This window comes from Serratia sp. CY52157 (assembly GCF_052168495.1).
Taxonomy (GTDB): Bacteria; Pseudomonadota; Gammaproteobacteria; order Enterobacterales; family Enterobacteriaceae; genus Serratia; species Serratia ureilytica.
The window spans coordinates 1968444-1983308 of sequence record NZ_JBJNMO010000001.1 but is presented as its reverse complement, the minus strand read 5'-3'; the positions used below and the strand labels follow the sequence as shown (position 1 = coordinate 1983308).

Here is a 14865-nt window from a genome sequence, read left to right as displayed (position 1 = left end):
CACACCAACACACAGGCAAAGATCGTGACAACGCTCGAACAATGCATCGGGAATACCCCGCTGGTAAAACTGCAACGGCTGGCCGCCCAGGCGGGCAGCGAGGTATGGGTCAAACTGGAAGGCAACAATCCGGCGGGATCGGTGAAGGATCGCGCTGCGTTGGCGATGATCCAGCAGGCGGAACTGCGCGGTGAGATCAGGCCCGGCGACGTGCTGATTGAGGCCACCAGCGGCAACACTGGCATTGCGCTGGCGATGATCGCTGCATTGAAAGGCTATACGCTGAAGCTGCTGATGCCGGAGAACATGAGCCTGGAGCGGCAGGCGGCGATGCGCGCCTACGGCGCCGAGCTGATCCTGGTCAGCCGTGAGCAGGGCATGGAAGGGGCGCGCGATCTGGCGCTGGAGATGCAGCGTCAGGGGCAGGGCAAGGTGCTGGATCAGTTCAACAACCTGGACAATCCCTACGCCCATTTCACCACCACCGGCCCGGAGATTTGGCGCCAAACCGAAGGGCGCATCACGCATTTCGTTTCCAGCATGGGCACCACCGGCACCATTACCGGCGTGGGCGGTTACCTGAAAAGCCAGAATCCGCAGGTGCAGATCATCGGCCTGCAGCCGGCGGAGGGCAGCAGCATCCCCGGCATTCGCCGCTGGGCGCCCGCTTACCTGCCGGGTATTTTCCGCCCGGAGCTGGTGGATCAGGTGCTGGATATTGAACAGGGCGATGCCGAGCAGACCATGCGCCAGCTGGCGCAGCGTGAAGGCATCTTCTGCGGCGTCAGCTCCGGCGGCGCGGTGGTCGGCGCCTTGCGCGTCGCCGCGGCTCACCCCGGCAGCGTGGTGGTGGCGATCGTCTGCGACCGCGGCGATCGCTACCTTTCAACCGGCGTGTTCGGCTGAGCGCGCCCTCCCGGCGGTGTGTTCCGTCGGGAAAACCTTTCCTCCTTTCCTTTCGACAGACGGCAGCCCCGCTTGCGGCGGCTACCGCTTGCCCGTGCGCCAATGCCATGACTGAAGTAGAGAAATCGCGCGACAGCGGCCACAATAACGGTGACGAGACGCCAAAAGCGATGTGTAAGGATTGAGTAAAACCGGCTGCGGACCGGCGAAATTGGCGGGAAAATAACGAAAATCGGTGAAGGAGCAAGGCATGAAAATTTTACTGGTCGACGATGACCTGGAGCTTGGCACCATGCTGAGCGAATACCTGACGGGCGAAGGTTTCGACGCCACGCTGGTGCTGACCGGCAAGGCGGGGGTAGAGGGCGCGCTGTCGGGCGACTATACCGCGATGATCCTCGACATCATGCTGCCGGATATGAGCGGCATCGACGTGCTGCGCGACGTGCGCAAAAAGAGCCGGCTGCCGATCATCATGCTGACCGCCAAAGGTGACAACATCGATCGGGTGATTGGTCTGGAGATGGGCGCCGACGATTACATGCCCAAACCCTGCTATCCGCGCGAATTGGTGGCGCGTTTGCGCGCGGTGCTGCGCCGTTTCGAAGAACGGCCGCAAGAAGCGGACGACGAGGCCGCCATCAGCGTTGGCGAGCTGACGTTAAACCCTTCAACCCGCAGCAGCGAATGGCGCGGCAAGGCGTTCGATCTGACCGCTTCGGAATTCAATCTGTTGGAGCTGTTGCTGCGCGCGCCGGACCGCGTGGTGTCGAAGGACGAATTGTCCGAGAAGGGGCTGGGGCGCCCGCGTGAAGCCTATGACCGCAGCGTGGATGTGCATATCAGCAATATCCGCCAGAAGCTGAGCGCGTTGGCCGGCAATACGCTGAGCATCGAAACGGTGCGCAGCATCGGCTATCGCATCCGGTAACCTGACATGCGCGGAAGACTGTTCTGGAAAATTTTGCTCGGCTTTTGGCTGACCTTTCTCATCATGACGCAGGCCCTGTGGGTGGCGTTTTCTCTTTATGGCGATCGCTATGTGCCGCCGGAGAACGCCATGGCGCGGCGGGCGATCGGCCTGCAGCTGACCTCCGCAGCCACCCAATTGCGCAGCGGCGGCATGCCGGCGCTGGAAGCGCTGATGCGCGACTGGCCCGAGGACGACAGGCGTCTGCTGTCGGTAACGCCGATGACCCAACCGCCGCCGCCCGCGCCGGAAGAACCGCTGTTTGAAGGGCGGCGGATGCCGAAAGCGATTTCCACCTGGGTGCAGACCGGGGAAGGGCAGGGATACTGGCTGAGTTATAACGTGCGCGGGCTGCGGGAAGAGTATCGGCCGGAGCGGCGTTCCCATTTCTTCAACATTCCTGCGCCGATGTTGTGGGTCGGCGGGCTGGGCGGTTTGCTGTTCAGCGCCGTATTGGCCTGGAACCTGACCCGGCCGATGCGTCAGCTGCGCGGCGGCCTGGATCGGGTGGCGCAGGGCGATCTGTCGGTGCGGCTGTTCCCGAAAATGCGGCGCCGTCATGACGAGCTGTCCGACGTGGCGCGCGATTTCGACACCATGGCCGAGCGGCTGGAACTGCTGGTCAGCGCCCGCGAGCAGTTGTTGCACGATGTCTCGCACGAACTGCGTTCGCCGCTGGCTCGCCTGCAGTTGGCGATCGGCCTGGCGCGGCAGAATGCCGGCAACGTCGAAACCTCGCTCAAGCGCATCGAACATGAGTCGGGGCGGCTGGATAAAATGATCGGCGAGCTGCTGGCGCTGTCGCGCACCGAACACAGCAGCCTGCCGGACGAGGAGTACTTCGATCTGTACGGCCTGGTGGATGCGGTGGTGAGCGATGCGCGCTACGAGGCGCAGGTGCCCGGCGTGGAGATCGTGCTGCAGGCCGAGTCGGACGTGGAGTATACCGTCAAGGGCAATGCGGAGCTGATGCGGCGCGCGGTGGACAACATCGTGCGCAATGCGCTGCGCTTTTCCAGCCAGGGCCAGCGGGTGACGGTGGCGCTGTCGCGCATCGACAACCAGTTCCAGCTCGCCGTCAGCGATCAGGGGCCGGGCGTAGAGGAGTCGAAACTGTCGAGCATCTTCGATCCATTCGTGCGCGTGAAGTCGGCGCAGTCGGGCAAGGGCTACGGCCTGGGGCTGGCGATTACCCGCAAGGTGGTATTGGCGCACGGCGGCCAGGTTGAGGCGCGCAACGGCGACAGAGAGGGGCTGGTCATTACCCTGCGTATCCCGCGCTGGTCGTCATAACGTAGCGAGATTGGGATACGACGAAGGGGATAAAAAAAACGGCGCCGAGGGCGCCGTTTATCTTGCTCATTCGCGATTACTTCTTGATGCGGATGATCGGGGTTTCGCCAACGGTTACGCTGCCGGACAGTTTGATCAGCTCTTTGATCTCGTCCATGTTGGAGATAACGACCGGCGTCAGGGTAGACTTGGCTTTCTCTTCCAGCAGTGGCAGGTTGAACTCGATAACGACGTCACCTTTCTTGACGCGCTGACCTTCTTCGGCGATGCGTTTGAAGCCTTCGCCTTTCAGTTCTACGGTATCGATGCCGAAGTGGACGAACAGCTCAATGCCGCTGTCGGATTCGATAGAGAATGCATGGTTGGTTTCGAAAATCTTACCGATGGTGCCGTCAACCGGAGCAACCATTTTGTTGCCGGCCGGTTTGATGGCGATACCGTCGCCAACGATTTTTTCAGCGAACACTACGTCCGGCACATCTTCGATATTGACGATTTCGCCAGAAAGGGGAGCGACGATCTCGATAGTGCCCGTGTCTTTCTTGTCATCAGAAACCAGAGATTTCAGTTTATCGAACAAACCCATGATCTTCTCCTAAGCATTAAATTGGGCGGCGTTCCAGTGTCGTGGAAGTTTAGCAGAGCGTTTTTTCTTCGATGAATTTATTGACGCAATTCATCAGGTCTTGTGCCGTTGGCTGTGCCAAGGCTTGCGCTGCCAACGCCTTCACATCTTCGAAATTCGTGTTGCGAATAATTTTCTTGATGCGCGGGATTGAAATCGCACTCATGCTGAACTCATCCAGCCCCATGCCCAATAACAACAGTGTAGCACGCTCATCGCCAGCCAGTTCGCCGCACATGCCGGTCCACTTGCCTTCCGCGTGAGATGCATCAATAACCTGTTTGATCAGGCCAAGCACTGATGGGGACATCGGGTTATAGAGATGAGAAATCAGCTCGTTGCCGCGATCTACCGCCAGAGTATACTGGGTTAGATCGTTTGTCCCAATACTAAAGAAGTCGACTTCTTTCGCCAGGTGGTGAGCGATGACCGCCGCAGCCGGTGTTTCCACCATCACGCCCACTTCGATGCTCTCGTCAAACGCCTTGCCTTCTTCGCGCAGCTGCGCCTTCAGCGTCTCGATTTCGCCTTTCAGATCGCGCACTTCTTCCACAGAGATGATCATCGGGAACATGATGCGCAGTTTGCCGAACGCCGAGGCGCGCAGGATGGCGCGCAGTTGGGCGTGCAGGATTTCACGGCGGTCCATCGCGATGCGGATGGCGCGCCAGCCGAGGAACGGGTTCTCTTCCTTCGGCAGGTTCATGTACGGCAGGTCTTTGTCGCCGCCGATGTCCATGGTGCGGACGATCACGGCCTGCGAGCCCATGGCTTCCGCCACGGCTTTATAAGCCTGGAACTGCTCGTCTTCGGTTGGCAGCGAGTCGCGATCCATGAACAGGAATTCGGTACGATACAGGCCGACGCCTTCCGCGCCGTTGCGCTCTGCACCCGCGACGTCGCGCACGGTGCCGATGTTGGCGCAGACTTCAACCTGATGGCCGTCCAGCGTAATCGCCGGCAGGTCCTTCAGCTTGGCCAGATCGTTTTTCTCGGTGATGTATTGGTTCTGGGCGGCTTTCAGCTGATCGATAACGTCAGCGGTCGGGTTAACGTAAATCTGGTTGTTAACCGCGTCCAGAATCAGATAGTCGTCGTTCTTCACCTGCTTGGTCACGTCGCTGGTGCCGACGATCGCCGGCAGCTCCAGGGAGCGCGCCATGATAGAGGTGTGGGAAGTGCGGCCGCCGAGATCGGTAATGAAGCCCAGCACTTTGTCCAGGTTCAGCTGCGCGGTCTCGGACGGGGTCAGATCGGTGGCCACCAGGATCACTTCGTCCTGAATGGAGCCCAGATCGACGATAGGCATGCCCAGAATGTTCTGCAGCAGGCGTTTGCCGATGTCGCGCACGTCGGCGGCGCGTTCTTTCAGGTATTCGTCGTCCAGCTCTTCCAACGCTTTCGCCTGGCCTTCGATTACGGTGTAGGCGGCGGCGTCTGCGGAGGCCAGATCGTCTTTGATTAGGGCTATGATTTCCTGCTCAAGCTCTTCGTCTTCCAGCAACATGATGTGGCCTTCGAAGATAGCTTCCTTCTCTTCGCCGAAGGTTTCGCCAGCTTTGGTCTTGATCGCTTCCAGCTGTTCGGACGCTTTCGCGCGGCCGGCCAGAAAACGCGAGACTTCCTGCTCTACTTGATCAGCAGAGATTTTCTTCCGGTTGATGACAATGTCGTCTTCTTTCAGCAAGAGAGCCTTACCAAAAGCGATGCCCGGTGATACTAAAATGCCTGAAATCATAACCCTACCTTACTCTTGACTGGTGTTAACTAAAAAGACGGGCCGATTACTCAAGCTCTGCCATCAGTTTTACCAAGTGCTCAACGGCTTTCTGCTCGTCTTCACCTTCAGCGGAGATGGTCACTACGGTCCCTTGAGTCAGCCCCAGAGTTTGCAGTTTGAACAGGCTTTTGGCGCTGGCGCTTTTGCCGTTGGAGGTTACGGTGATGTCAGACGTGAAGCCTTTTGCTTCTTTAACGAACTGAGCGGCAGGGCGAGTATGCAGACCATTCGGAGCGGTAATAGTAACTTCTTGCTGGAACATTGATGTTTCCCCAACTTATTGGATTAATGTTGTGGAGCTAAAGTTTAGCCCAGGGGCCTGACTTTAGCTTGTCTGGTTATAGCGCCTGACTATGGACAGGGGCGAACGTTGATGCAACAGAAAACGACGCGTTAGGCACTTCAGATCAAAAAACTCGGCTTTAGACGTCGTTCCAATCCGCTCCCCATTATGCCCGATTCGACGCGTCGGCGACAGATGAGTAAATCGATTCAGCCTTGACCGGGCTCGGGGGATGATTAATTTTGCGCATCGAAATAATGCACCGTTAAATACTAAAGCCGACGGGCAAAAGCAATCTTGGACTGCTATAAAGTTTGATCCAGTCCACAAAAAAGCACCCCGCAGGGTGCTTTTTTAGCGATTTGTGCAGTGTCGGAATTACTGCTGCAATTCCTGCTCGGTGAACAGATCGGCAAACAGCGCAGTGCTGAGATAACGTTCGCCGGAAGAGGGCAGGATAACCACAATGGTCTTGTCGGCGAACGCCGGTTCTTCGGCCAGTTTTACCGCCGCCGCGACCGCTGCGCCGGAGGAGATGCCTGCCAGGATGCCTTCTTCGTCCATCAGGCGGCGCGCCATGCTGATGGCTTCGTCGTTGGAGATTTTTTCGACGCGATCCACCAGGTCCAGATCGAGGTTGCCTGGAATGAAGCCGGCGCCGATGCCCTGAATTTTGTGCGGGCCCGGCTTCAGCTCTTCACCGGCCAGCGCCTGGCTGATGACCGGCGAGTCGGTCGGCTCGACCGCCACGGTGGTGATGGCTTTGCCTTTGGTGTTCTTGATGTAGCGGCTGACGCCGGTCAGCGTGCCGCCGGTGCCGACGCCGGAGATGAACACGTCGACTTCCCCGTCAGTGTCTTCCCAGATTTCCGGGCCGGTGGTTTTTTCATGGATGGCCGGGTTGGCCGGGTTGCTGAACTGCTGCAGGATCAGGTAGCGGTTCGGATCGGTAGCGACGATCTCTTCCGCTTTGGCGATGGCGCCTTTCATGCCTTTCGCCCCTTCGGTCAGCACCAGATTGGCGCCCAGCGCCTTGAGCAGCTTGCGGCGCTCGATGCTCATGGTTTCCGGCATGGTCAGCGTCAGCTTGTAGCCGCGCGCGGCGGCCACGAAGGCCAGCGCGATGCCGGTGTTGCCGCTGGTCGGCTCCACCAGTTCCTTGCCGGCGGTCAGCACGCCGCGTTGTTCCGCATCCCAAATCATATTGGCACCGATGCGGCATTTGACGCTGAAGCTCGGGTTGCGTGATTCAACCTTGGCCAGAATGCGTCCGTTGCCGATACGGTTCAGACGAACCAGCGGCGTATGGCCGATTGTTAATGAGTTGTCTTCATATATCTTGCTCATAGCCCGTCCTTTAACTCTATGAAAATGTGGGGAACATCGAAAGCATACGCTAACAGTACCGGCAGGGAAGTAAAGAATTGGTATATCTATATGTTATTAGGAAATAAGTTTTAAGCACAATGATAAGGGCGCGAAATGCGCGCCCTGTCGAAAATTCCCGCGCTGTCGGCGGTAAAAAACGGCGATTATCGGACGAATTGCGTGCGATAACGATCGACCCACATCGCGGTGGCGCCGCAGACGGCGACCGGCAGGATCACCAGGTTGAGGATGGGGATCATGGTGAAGAGGCTGACCAGCGCGCCGAACTGCAGATTGTCGGTTTTGTGCTGGCGCAGTGCGCGGCGCATATCGGCAAAGCTCACCTTGTGGTTGTCGAATGGATAGTCGCAATACTGGATCGCCAGCATCCAGGCGCTGAACAGGAACCACAGCACCGGCGCCACCGTCTGGCCGATGCCGGGCACGAAGTACAGCGCCAGCAGCAGCAGCGCGCGCGGCAGGTAATACATCAGCTTGCGCCATTCGCGCGCCATGATGCGCGGCAGGTCTTTGGCGATGCCGAGCAGGCCGGTGTCCGGCAGCGGTTTGCCGGTCAGGCTGCCTTCGAGCTGTTCGGCCAGCAGGCCGCAGAACGGGGCGGCGATCAGGTTGGTGAGGGTGCTGAACAGATAGCTGAACACCAGCAGCACCGAAATGACCGCCAGCGGCCACAGCAGGTAGCTCAACCATTGCAGCCAATCGGGAACGTGGCTCATCATCGCCGGGATCCAGTCGCCGAGGCGGCTGAACAGCCACCAGAAAGCAGAGCCCATCAGCAGCACGTTGACCAGCAACGGCAGGACCACATAGCGTTTAATCCCCGGGCGCGAAATCAGGCGCCAGCCTTCGGCGAAATAATGAATGCCGCTGGTGGAACGGGAAGGGGGCTGCGTATAGGACATATCTTAAGTTATCTCGTTGTCTGAACAGGCATCATTATCATATAGGGATGATTTTCCACTGGCTAGGGTAGGGTTGGCTGAAAAACCAGCAGAAAAAGGCAGTATAATCATCTTTATTGGCATAAAGTTCAGCACGGACTTGCACTTGTGTGCGCGGGCAAATAGAGTTAAAGAGTGAATGTTTGCCGCGGTGGCAATGTATTGGAACAACAGAGATAGCAATGATGCAGGATTTGCGTCTGATATTAATCGTTGTTGGCGCGATCGCCATAATAGCGCTGTTATTGCACGGTCTGTGGACCAGTCGCAAAGAACGGTCAGCGCTCTTCCGCGATCGCCCAGCCAAACGTTCCCAAAAGGAACGTGAACAAACTCCGATCGACGATCTCGAAGAAGGCGTCGGTGAGGTGCGCGTACGCGCCGCTCACCCGCAAGACGAGCCGTCATTCGGCCATTTCGATGCCGCACGCGAAGAACCCGTGGCCGCGCCGAAGCCCGCTCCGGCGGCTGCGCCTGCGCCCCGCGCCGTTCAGCCGGCTGCTCATCAGACGCCGCCTCCGCTGTCTCAGCGGCCGGAGTACGATGACATCCTGCTGAACAACTACGCGCCGGACGAAGAACCGGCCGAGCCGCAGCAACCGCAACCGGCCGCGCGCCGCGAGCCGCGCGTTGACGATCTGCCGCATGAACATGAGGCGCCGCTGGCGGCGGAACCGGCATTCCGCGCCGAACCCGCCCCGGTGCAGCAAGCGCCGGAAGTGAAGCCAGTGTCGGAACCTGCACCGCAGCCGCAACAGCCGGCCGCTGCGCCAGTACAGGCTAAACTGAAAGAGACCGTGCTGGTGCTGCACGTCGCGGCCCATCAGGGCGGCGTGATCGGCGGCGAAGTGCTGCTGCAGAGCGTGTTGCAGGCGGGCTTCCAGTTTGGCGAGATGGGCATCTTCCACCGCCATATCAGCCCGGCCGGCAGCGGCCCGGTGCTGTTCAGCCTGGCGAACATGGTCAAGCCGGGGTCGTTCGATCCTGACATGATGTCCGATTTCTCCACGCCAGGCGTGTCGATGTTCATGATGGTGCCGTCTTACGGCGACGCCAATCAGAACTTCAAGCTGATGCTGCAGTCGGCGCAGCGCATCGCCGACGACGTGGGCGGTGTGGTGCTGGACGACGAGCGCCGCATGATGACGCCGCAGAAGCTGGAAACCTACAAAGCGCGTATCCGTGAAGTGTTGGAAAACAACGCCTGACCGGGTTGCCGCGCGCACTGAACATCCGTAACAACAAAGCCCCCGCTAGCCGGGGGTTTTTTATCTTTGATGGTGAGCCATGGAATCGATAATCCAACAAATCAATCAACTACGAGCCACATTGCGCCATCATGAATACCAGTATCATGTGCTGGATGCGCCCGAAGTGCCGGATGCGGAATATGACCGCCTGATGCGCGAGCTGCGCGAGCTAGAGAGCGCGCATCCGGAGCTGATCACCGCCGATTCGCCGACCCAGCGCGTGGGCGCGGCGCCGCTGGCGGCGTTTGACCAGGTGCGTCACGAAGTGCCGATGCTGTCGCTGGACAACGTGTTCGACGAAGAGAGCTTCCTGGCGTTTTACAAGCGCGTGCAGGACAGGCTCAAGAGCAGCGATCCGCTGACCTTCTGCTGCGAGCTGAAGCTGGACGGCCTGGCGGTCAGCCTGCTGTACGAAGACGGTGAGCTGGTGCGTGCGGCGACGCGCGGCGACGGCACCACCGGCGAGAACATCACCTCCAACGTGCGCACCATTCGCGCCATCCCGCTGCGCCTGACCGGCGACAACATCCCGCGCCGGCTGGAAGTGCGCGGCGAAGTGTTCATGCCGCAGGCCGGGTTTGAACAGATGAACGAAGAGGCGCGGCGCAAAGACGGTAAGGTGTTCGCCAATCCGCGCAACGCCGCCGCCGGTTCGCTGCGCCAGCTCGATCCGCGCATTACCGCCAAACGCCCGCTGACCTTCTTCTGCTATGGCGTCGGGCTGCTGGAAGGCGGCGAGCTGCCGCGCAGCCACTTTGAACGCCTGATGCAGTTCAAGGCCTGGGGCCTGCCGGTCAGCGATCGCGCCCAGCGCCGCACCGGCAGCGAGGAAGTGCTGGCGTTCTATCGCCAGGTCGAGCGGGACCGCGCACAGCTCGGTTTCGATATTGACGGCGTGGTGATCAAGATTGACGACATCGATCTGCAGGAAACGCTGGGCTTCGTGGCGCGTGCGCCGCGCTGGGCGACGGCGTTCAAATTCCCGGCGCAGGAGCAGATCACCGTGGTGCGCGAAGTGGAGTTTCAGGTTGGCCGCACCGGCGCGATTACGCCGGTGGCGCGCCTTGAGCCGGTGCTGGTGGCCGGGGTGACCGTCAGCAACGCCACCTTGCACAACGCCGATGAAATTGAGCGGTTGGGGCTGCGCATCGGCGATACGGTGATCGTGCGCCGCGCCGGCGACGTGATCCCGCAGGTGGTGGGCGTGCTGGAAGACCGTCGGCCGCAGGATGCGCGCGAAGTGGTGTTCCCGCTGCACTGCCCGGTGTGCGGTTCCGACGTTGAGCGCGTGGAAGGCGAGGCCGTGGCGCGTTGCACCGGCGGTCTTATCTGCGGCGCGCAGCGCAAAGAGGCGTTGAAGCATTTCGTTTCCCGCCGCGCGCTGGACGTTGAAGGCATGGGCGACAAGATCATCGAGCAGCTGGTGGACAAGGAGTACGTGAAGAACCCGGCCGACCTGTTCCGGCTCTCCGCCGGCATTCTGACCGGCCTGGATCGCATGGGGCCGAAATCGGCGCAGAATCTGGTCAACGCGCTGGAGAAATCCAAGCAGACCACCTTCGCTCGCTTCCTGTATGCGCTCGGCATTCGCGAGGTCGGCGAAGCGACCGCCGCCAACCTGGCGGCGCATTTCGGTTCGCTGGAGAAGCTGTTCGCCGCCGATATCGAGGCGCTGAAAGAGGTGCCGGACGTCGGCGAAGTGGTGGCCAAACACACCCGCAATTTTCTCGATGAAGCGCTCAATCAGCAGGTGATCAACGAGCTGGTGGGCGCCGAGATCGGCATCCGCTGGCCGGCGCCGGTGGTGGTGGTAGCGGAAGAGATAGACAGCCCGTTCGCCGGAAAAACCGTGGTGCTGACCGGCTCGCTGAGCCAGCTGTCGCGCGACGAAGCCAAAGATCGCCTGACGGCGCTGGGCGCCAAGGTCAGCGGCAGCGTGTCGAAGAAAACCGATCTGGTGATCGCCGGCGAGGCGGCCGGCTCCAAGCTGGCGAAGGCGCAGGAGCTGGGTATCGCCGTGATCGACGAAGCGGAAATGATCCGCCTGCTGGGTGACTGATGGAAAAGGAAAACCTGCTGGAGATCGCCAACACCGTGATACCGTTCGGCAAGTACCAGGGGCGGGTGCTGATCGATCTGCCCGAAGAGTACCTGCTGTGGTTCGCCCGTAAGGGCGAATTCCCCAAAGGCAAGCTCGGCATGCTGATGGAGATGACGCTGGCGATTAAAATCGAAGGGCTTGACCACCTGGTCAAGCCGCTGAAGAAAAGCTGAACTGACGGGCCTTGGCCCGTCTTTTTTTTACCCGCGCGACGCCTGCGCGTTGGGCACCGCCTGTTGCGCCCGCTGCTTGCGCTGATACCTTTTCGCCAATACCGCACAGGTCATCAGCTGCACCTGATGGAACACCATCAGCGGCAGCACCATGATCCCCACCGTCGCCGCCGGGAACAGGATATTGGCCATCGGAATGCCGTTCGCCAGGCTCTTCTTCGAACCGCAGAATACGATGGTGATCTCGTCCGCTTTGCTGAACCCCAGCCAGCGCGCCATGTAAGTGTTCACCACCAGCACGATCGCCAGCAGCACGATGCTGCCACCGACGATAAACGCCAGTGAGCCCATCCCTACCTGATGCCAGATGCCGTGCGTCACCGCCTCGCTGAAGGCGGCGTACACCACCAGCAGAATTGAAGTCTGATCGGTTTTACCGATAAGCGGCCGATGGCGTTCGATCCAGCCGCCGATCAGCGGCCGCAGCAGGTGACCGGCGACGAACGGCACCAGCAGCTGCAGCACGATCGAACCGACCTGCCGCAGGCCGCCGGTATCGCCGTGCACATTCATCAACAAGCCGACCAGTAGCGGCGATACGAAGATCCCGAGCAGGCTGGAGGCGGAAGCGCTGCATACCGCCGCCGCGACGTTGCCGCCCGCCAGCGAGGTGAAGGCGATGGCCGATTGCACGGTGGCCGGCAGGATGCACAGGTAGATGAAACCGGCGTACAGCTCGGGGCTGACGTCGATCGGCGCCCACCAGGCAAACAGCACGCCCAGCGCCGGAAAAATGATGAAGGTGCTGCACATCACCCACAGATGCAGCCGCCAGTTGTTGCTGCCGGCCAGGATGGCCTCGCGCGACAGCTTGGCGCCGTGCATGAAGAACAGCAGGGCGATGGCGGCGATGGTCAGGGCGTTGAGCCAGCCGACGAACTCGCCGCGCGCCGGCAGGAACGACGCCAGCAGCACGGTAGCGATCAGCGTCAGGGTAAAACGATCGGGCAGAAATCTCATGGCGGTGCGCTCAGGGTCGAAAATCGATAGGGCTATTCTCCCGCGCGGACATATAATAATTAAATTGATTTATTTAATTCATATATGAATAAAACACATGAATTACTCACTCAAACAGCTGCGGGTGTTCGTCGCCATCGCCCGCCACGGCAGCTTCAGCCGCGCCGGTGAGGCGATCGGCCTGACGCAATCGGCGGTCAGCCACAGCGTGAAAGAGCTGGAAACGGAGGTCGGCGTGCGGCTGCTGGATCGCACCACGCGTGAAGTGGTGTTGACCGACGCCGGTCTGCGGTTGGCCAACCGGGTCGAGCGGCTGCTGGATGAACTGCAGGCCGCTTTGCTGGATGCGCGCAGCTTTGGCGTACAGCGCAGCGGCACGGTGCGGGTGGCGACGAGCCAAACCATTTCCGCCCATCTGATGCCGCAGTGCATCGCCGCCGGCGAGCGTGAATACCCGGAGATCCGCATCATGCTGCGCGATCAGGCGCAGCAGCAGGTGCTGCACAGCGTGCGTAACGCCGAGGTGGATTTCGGCATCGTGGTCGATCCGGTGCAAGCGGTGGATCTGGAGTGCGAAGCGGTGCTGCATGAACCGTTCCTGTTGCTGTGCCGCGACGATCACCCGTTTGCTGCGCAGCAGGCGGTGCGTTGGTCGGCATTGAACGGCTGCCGTCTGGTGCTGCAGGATTATGCGTCGGGCAGCCGGCCGCTGATCGACAGCGCGCTGAGGCAGCAGGGTGTGGAAGCGCAGGTGGTGCAGGAAATCGGCCATCCGGCGACGCTGTTCCCGATGGTGGCGGAGGGGATCGGCATCAGCATTTTCCCGGCGTTGGCGCTGCCGCTGCCGGAAGGGGGGCGGCTTCGGGTACGGCGGCTGGTGCCGGAAATTAACCGCGCGCTGATGCTGGTGCGGCGCAAGAACCGCTCGCTGACGCCGGCGGCGGAGGCCATCTGGCAGGTGGCGCGTCAGCAGGCGGCGCTGCTGCAACAGCGCCGGCGGGAAAACGCGGAATATTGACTCAGATATAGACGTCCACCGCGTTGAGCGGCGTTGGGCGGTTTACGCCGTCGCCGGCTCGCGCCGCGGCTTTTTCCATTTGCTCCTGCTGCTGCTTTTCCATTTCTTCTTTCTGGATGCGCGCGATCTCGGCTTGCAACATCTTGATCTGCGCTTCGATCAGCTGTTTCTGCTTTTCGATTTCCTTAGGATCGGCGTCGGAGTCCTTCAGTTCTACCAGCTTTTGCTGCAGCGCCTGAATCTGCCGGTTCAGCGCCTTGATGCGCGCCGAGGCGCGGCTTTCGTTGAGATTAACCGGTTCATCATTGCCGTTGGCGCGTTCGTTTTTCTCCATCTTGCCGCCTTGCGGCTGGTTGTTGACCGGCTTGGCCATCAGCAATTCGCCCTGATGGCCCGGCGCGCTGAAGACGTTGCTGACGCCGGGGACGGTATTCTTGATCGGTACGATCATGGTGATGGTGGTCGACATGGTTGCTCTCCCTGAGTCTGGATCTCGCTGTTCAGGGTATCGGCAGCGGCGGCTAAATCTTTACCTGCCGCAGACGCGGCCAGCGCAGCAGCCAGCCTTTGTCGACCACGCGCTGGGCATAGGCCGTGCGATCGCCATTTTTCACGTTGAAGGTAATGGTGTCGTTGAACAGCGCCGCGAGCCCGAAAGGGGCGACCAGCGTGATGCTGTCGTCGGCGTTCAGGCGTGCGCCGATCGCCGTTTCCACTTCGGTCCAGAAGCTGATGGCCTCTTCGCTGTTGCGGTAGGGCGCGCGGCCGCTGCGCAGGTGCATGCGCGCCTGGTTCTTGACCGACCACGGCTGCGGCAGCCACTGCTGCAGCCGCGCCTCCAGCATGCGATCGCGTTCGGCGTCCGCCCGCTCCGCATCGAAGTGGATCACGTCGATATCGTTGAGCGGCGTGGGCTCCGCATAGCCGTGGCGCCGATCCCACACCAGGTTGCGCACAAAGCCGGCGCCGAGGCACCAGTCATTCAGGCCGAGCCGGCGCACGGTGCGCAGGGCGGCCATGCGCGCGCTATCTTGTTGCAGCCAGTCGATAATTTGCCGTTGCGGATCCATCACCCCTCCTGTTTTCGCGGCTACTGTAACCCGAAGCGGCGGCGGG

At 60.6% G+C, this 14865-nt stretch carries 15 protein-coding genes; 7 read left to right on the top strand and 8 right to left on the bottom strand.

The features are described 5' to 3' along the window. Positions 1 to 24 precede the first annotated feature (24 nt). From cysM to ACJ8IP_RS09445, 3 genes are all read left to right on the top strand, one after another. The gene (gene cysM / locus ACJ8IP_RS09455) at positions 25 to 906 is read left to right on the top strand and encodes a cysteine synthase CysM (RefSeq protein WP_033644334.1); all 882 of its coding nucleotides are present in this window, start codon (positions 25 to 27) and stop codon (positions 904 to 906) included. 250 nt (positions 907 to 1156) lie between these two features. Next, complete coding sequence (locus ACJ8IP_RS09450; RefSeq protein ID WP_033652557.1) at positions 1157 to 1837, top strand: response regulator transcription factor; 681 nt, start codon at positions 1157 to 1159, stop codon at positions 1835 to 1837. A 6-nt stretch (positions 1838 to 1843) separates the two neighbouring features. Further along, positions 1844 to 3169, top strand: coding sequence for an ATP-binding protein (locus ACJ8IP_RS09445; protein ID WP_099782511.1), 1326 nt, complete (start codon positions 1844 to 1846; stop codon positions 3167 to 3169). 76 nt (positions 3170 to 3245) lie between these two features. On the opposite strand, the gene crr is transcribed toward ACJ8IP_RS09445, so the two are convergent. From crr to cysZ, 5 genes are all read right to left on the bottom strand, one after another. Then, positions 3246 to 3755, bottom strand: coding sequence for a PTS glucose transporter subunit IIA (gene crr, locus ACJ8IP_RS09440; protein WP_004936467.1), 510 nt, complete (start codon positions 3753 to 3755; stop codon positions 3246 to 3248). A gap of 49 nt (positions 3756 to 3804) precedes the next feature. Continuing rightward, positions 3805 to 5532, bottom strand: coding sequence for a phosphoenolpyruvate-protein phosphotransferase PtsI (ptsI, locus tag ACJ8IP_RS09435; RefSeq protein ID WP_004936461.1), 1728 nt, complete (start codon positions 5530 to 5532; stop codon positions 3805 to 3807). 46 nt (positions 5533 to 5578) lie between these two features. Continuing rightward, entirely contained in the window at positions 5579 to 5836 is a 258-nt protein-coding gene (ptsH, locus tag ACJ8IP_RS09430; RefSeq protein WP_004936458.1) for a phosphocarrier protein Hpr, read from the bottom strand. Between the two features lie 399 nt (positions 5837 to 6235). Beyond that, positions 6236 to 7204 (bottom strand): cysteine synthase A, encoded by a 969-nt coding sequence (gene cysK / locus ACJ8IP_RS09425; RefSeq protein WP_016926786.1) that lies wholly within the window; start codon positions 7202 to 7204, stop codon positions 6236 to 6238. 185 nt (positions 7205 to 7389) lie between these two features. Further along, entirely contained in the window at positions 7390 to 8148 is a 759-nt protein-coding gene (cysZ, locus tag ACJ8IP_RS09420) for a sulfate transporter CysZ (protein WP_047574154.1), read from the bottom strand. A 221-nt stretch (positions 8149 to 8369) separates the two neighbouring features. Between cysZ and zipA the strand changes: the two genes are divergently transcribed. From zipA to ACJ8IP_RS09405, 3 genes are all read left to right on the top strand, one after another. After that, entirely contained in the window at positions 8370 to 9395 is a 1026-nt protein-coding gene (zipA, locus tag ACJ8IP_RS09415; RefSeq protein ID WP_442524377.1) for a cell division protein ZipA, read from the top strand. 79 nt (positions 9396 to 9474) lie between these two features. Continuing rightward, positions 9475 to 11496, top strand: coding sequence for an NAD-dependent DNA ligase LigA (ligA, locus tag ACJ8IP_RS09410; protein WP_047025266.1), 2022 nt, complete (start codon positions 9475 to 9477; stop codon positions 11494 to 11496). Beyond that, positions 11496 to 11711: a DUF3820 family protein gene (locus tag ACJ8IP_RS09405; protein WP_172755763.1), complete on the top strand. Its 216-nt coding sequence runs from the start codon at positions 11496 to 11498 to the stop codon at positions 11709 to 11711. Before ligA ends, ACJ8IP_RS09405 begins: the two co-directional genes overlap by 1 nt. 27 nt (positions 11712 to 11738) lie before the next feature. Here the strand turns inward: ACJ8IP_RS09405 and ACJ8IP_RS09400 are convergent, their stop codons facing one another. Further along, entirely contained in the window at positions 11739 to 12731 is a 993-nt protein-coding gene (locus ACJ8IP_RS09400; RefSeq protein ID WP_042785152.1) for a bile acid:sodium symporter family protein, read from the bottom strand. A gap of 97 nt (positions 12732 to 12828) precedes the next feature. Here ACJ8IP_RS09400 and ACJ8IP_RS09395 point away from each other — a divergent pair, with 97 nt between their 5' ends. Further along, positions 12829 to 13749, top strand: coding sequence for a LysR family transcriptional regulator (locus ACJ8IP_RS09395; RefSeq protein ID WP_442524376.1), 921 nt, complete (start codon positions 12829 to 12831; stop codon positions 13747 to 13749). A gap of 1 nt (position 13750) precedes the next feature. Here the strand turns inward: ACJ8IP_RS09395 and ACJ8IP_RS09390 are convergent, their stop codons facing one another. Together ACJ8IP_RS09390 and ACJ8IP_RS09385 are read right to left on the bottom strand one after the other, a co-directional pair. Continuing rightward, positions 13751 to 14218, bottom strand: coding sequence for a FlxA-like family protein (locus ACJ8IP_RS09390; RefSeq protein WP_016926792.1), 468 nt, complete (start codon positions 14216 to 14218; stop codon positions 13751 to 13753). Between the two features lie 52 nt (positions 14219 to 14270). Then, a complete protein-coding gene (locus ACJ8IP_RS09385) occupies positions 14271 to 14819 on the bottom strand; it encodes a nucleotidyltransferase family protein (protein WP_072627219.1) in 549 nt (182 codons plus the stop codon). Between the last annotated feature and the right edge of the window lie 46 nt (positions 14820 to 14865).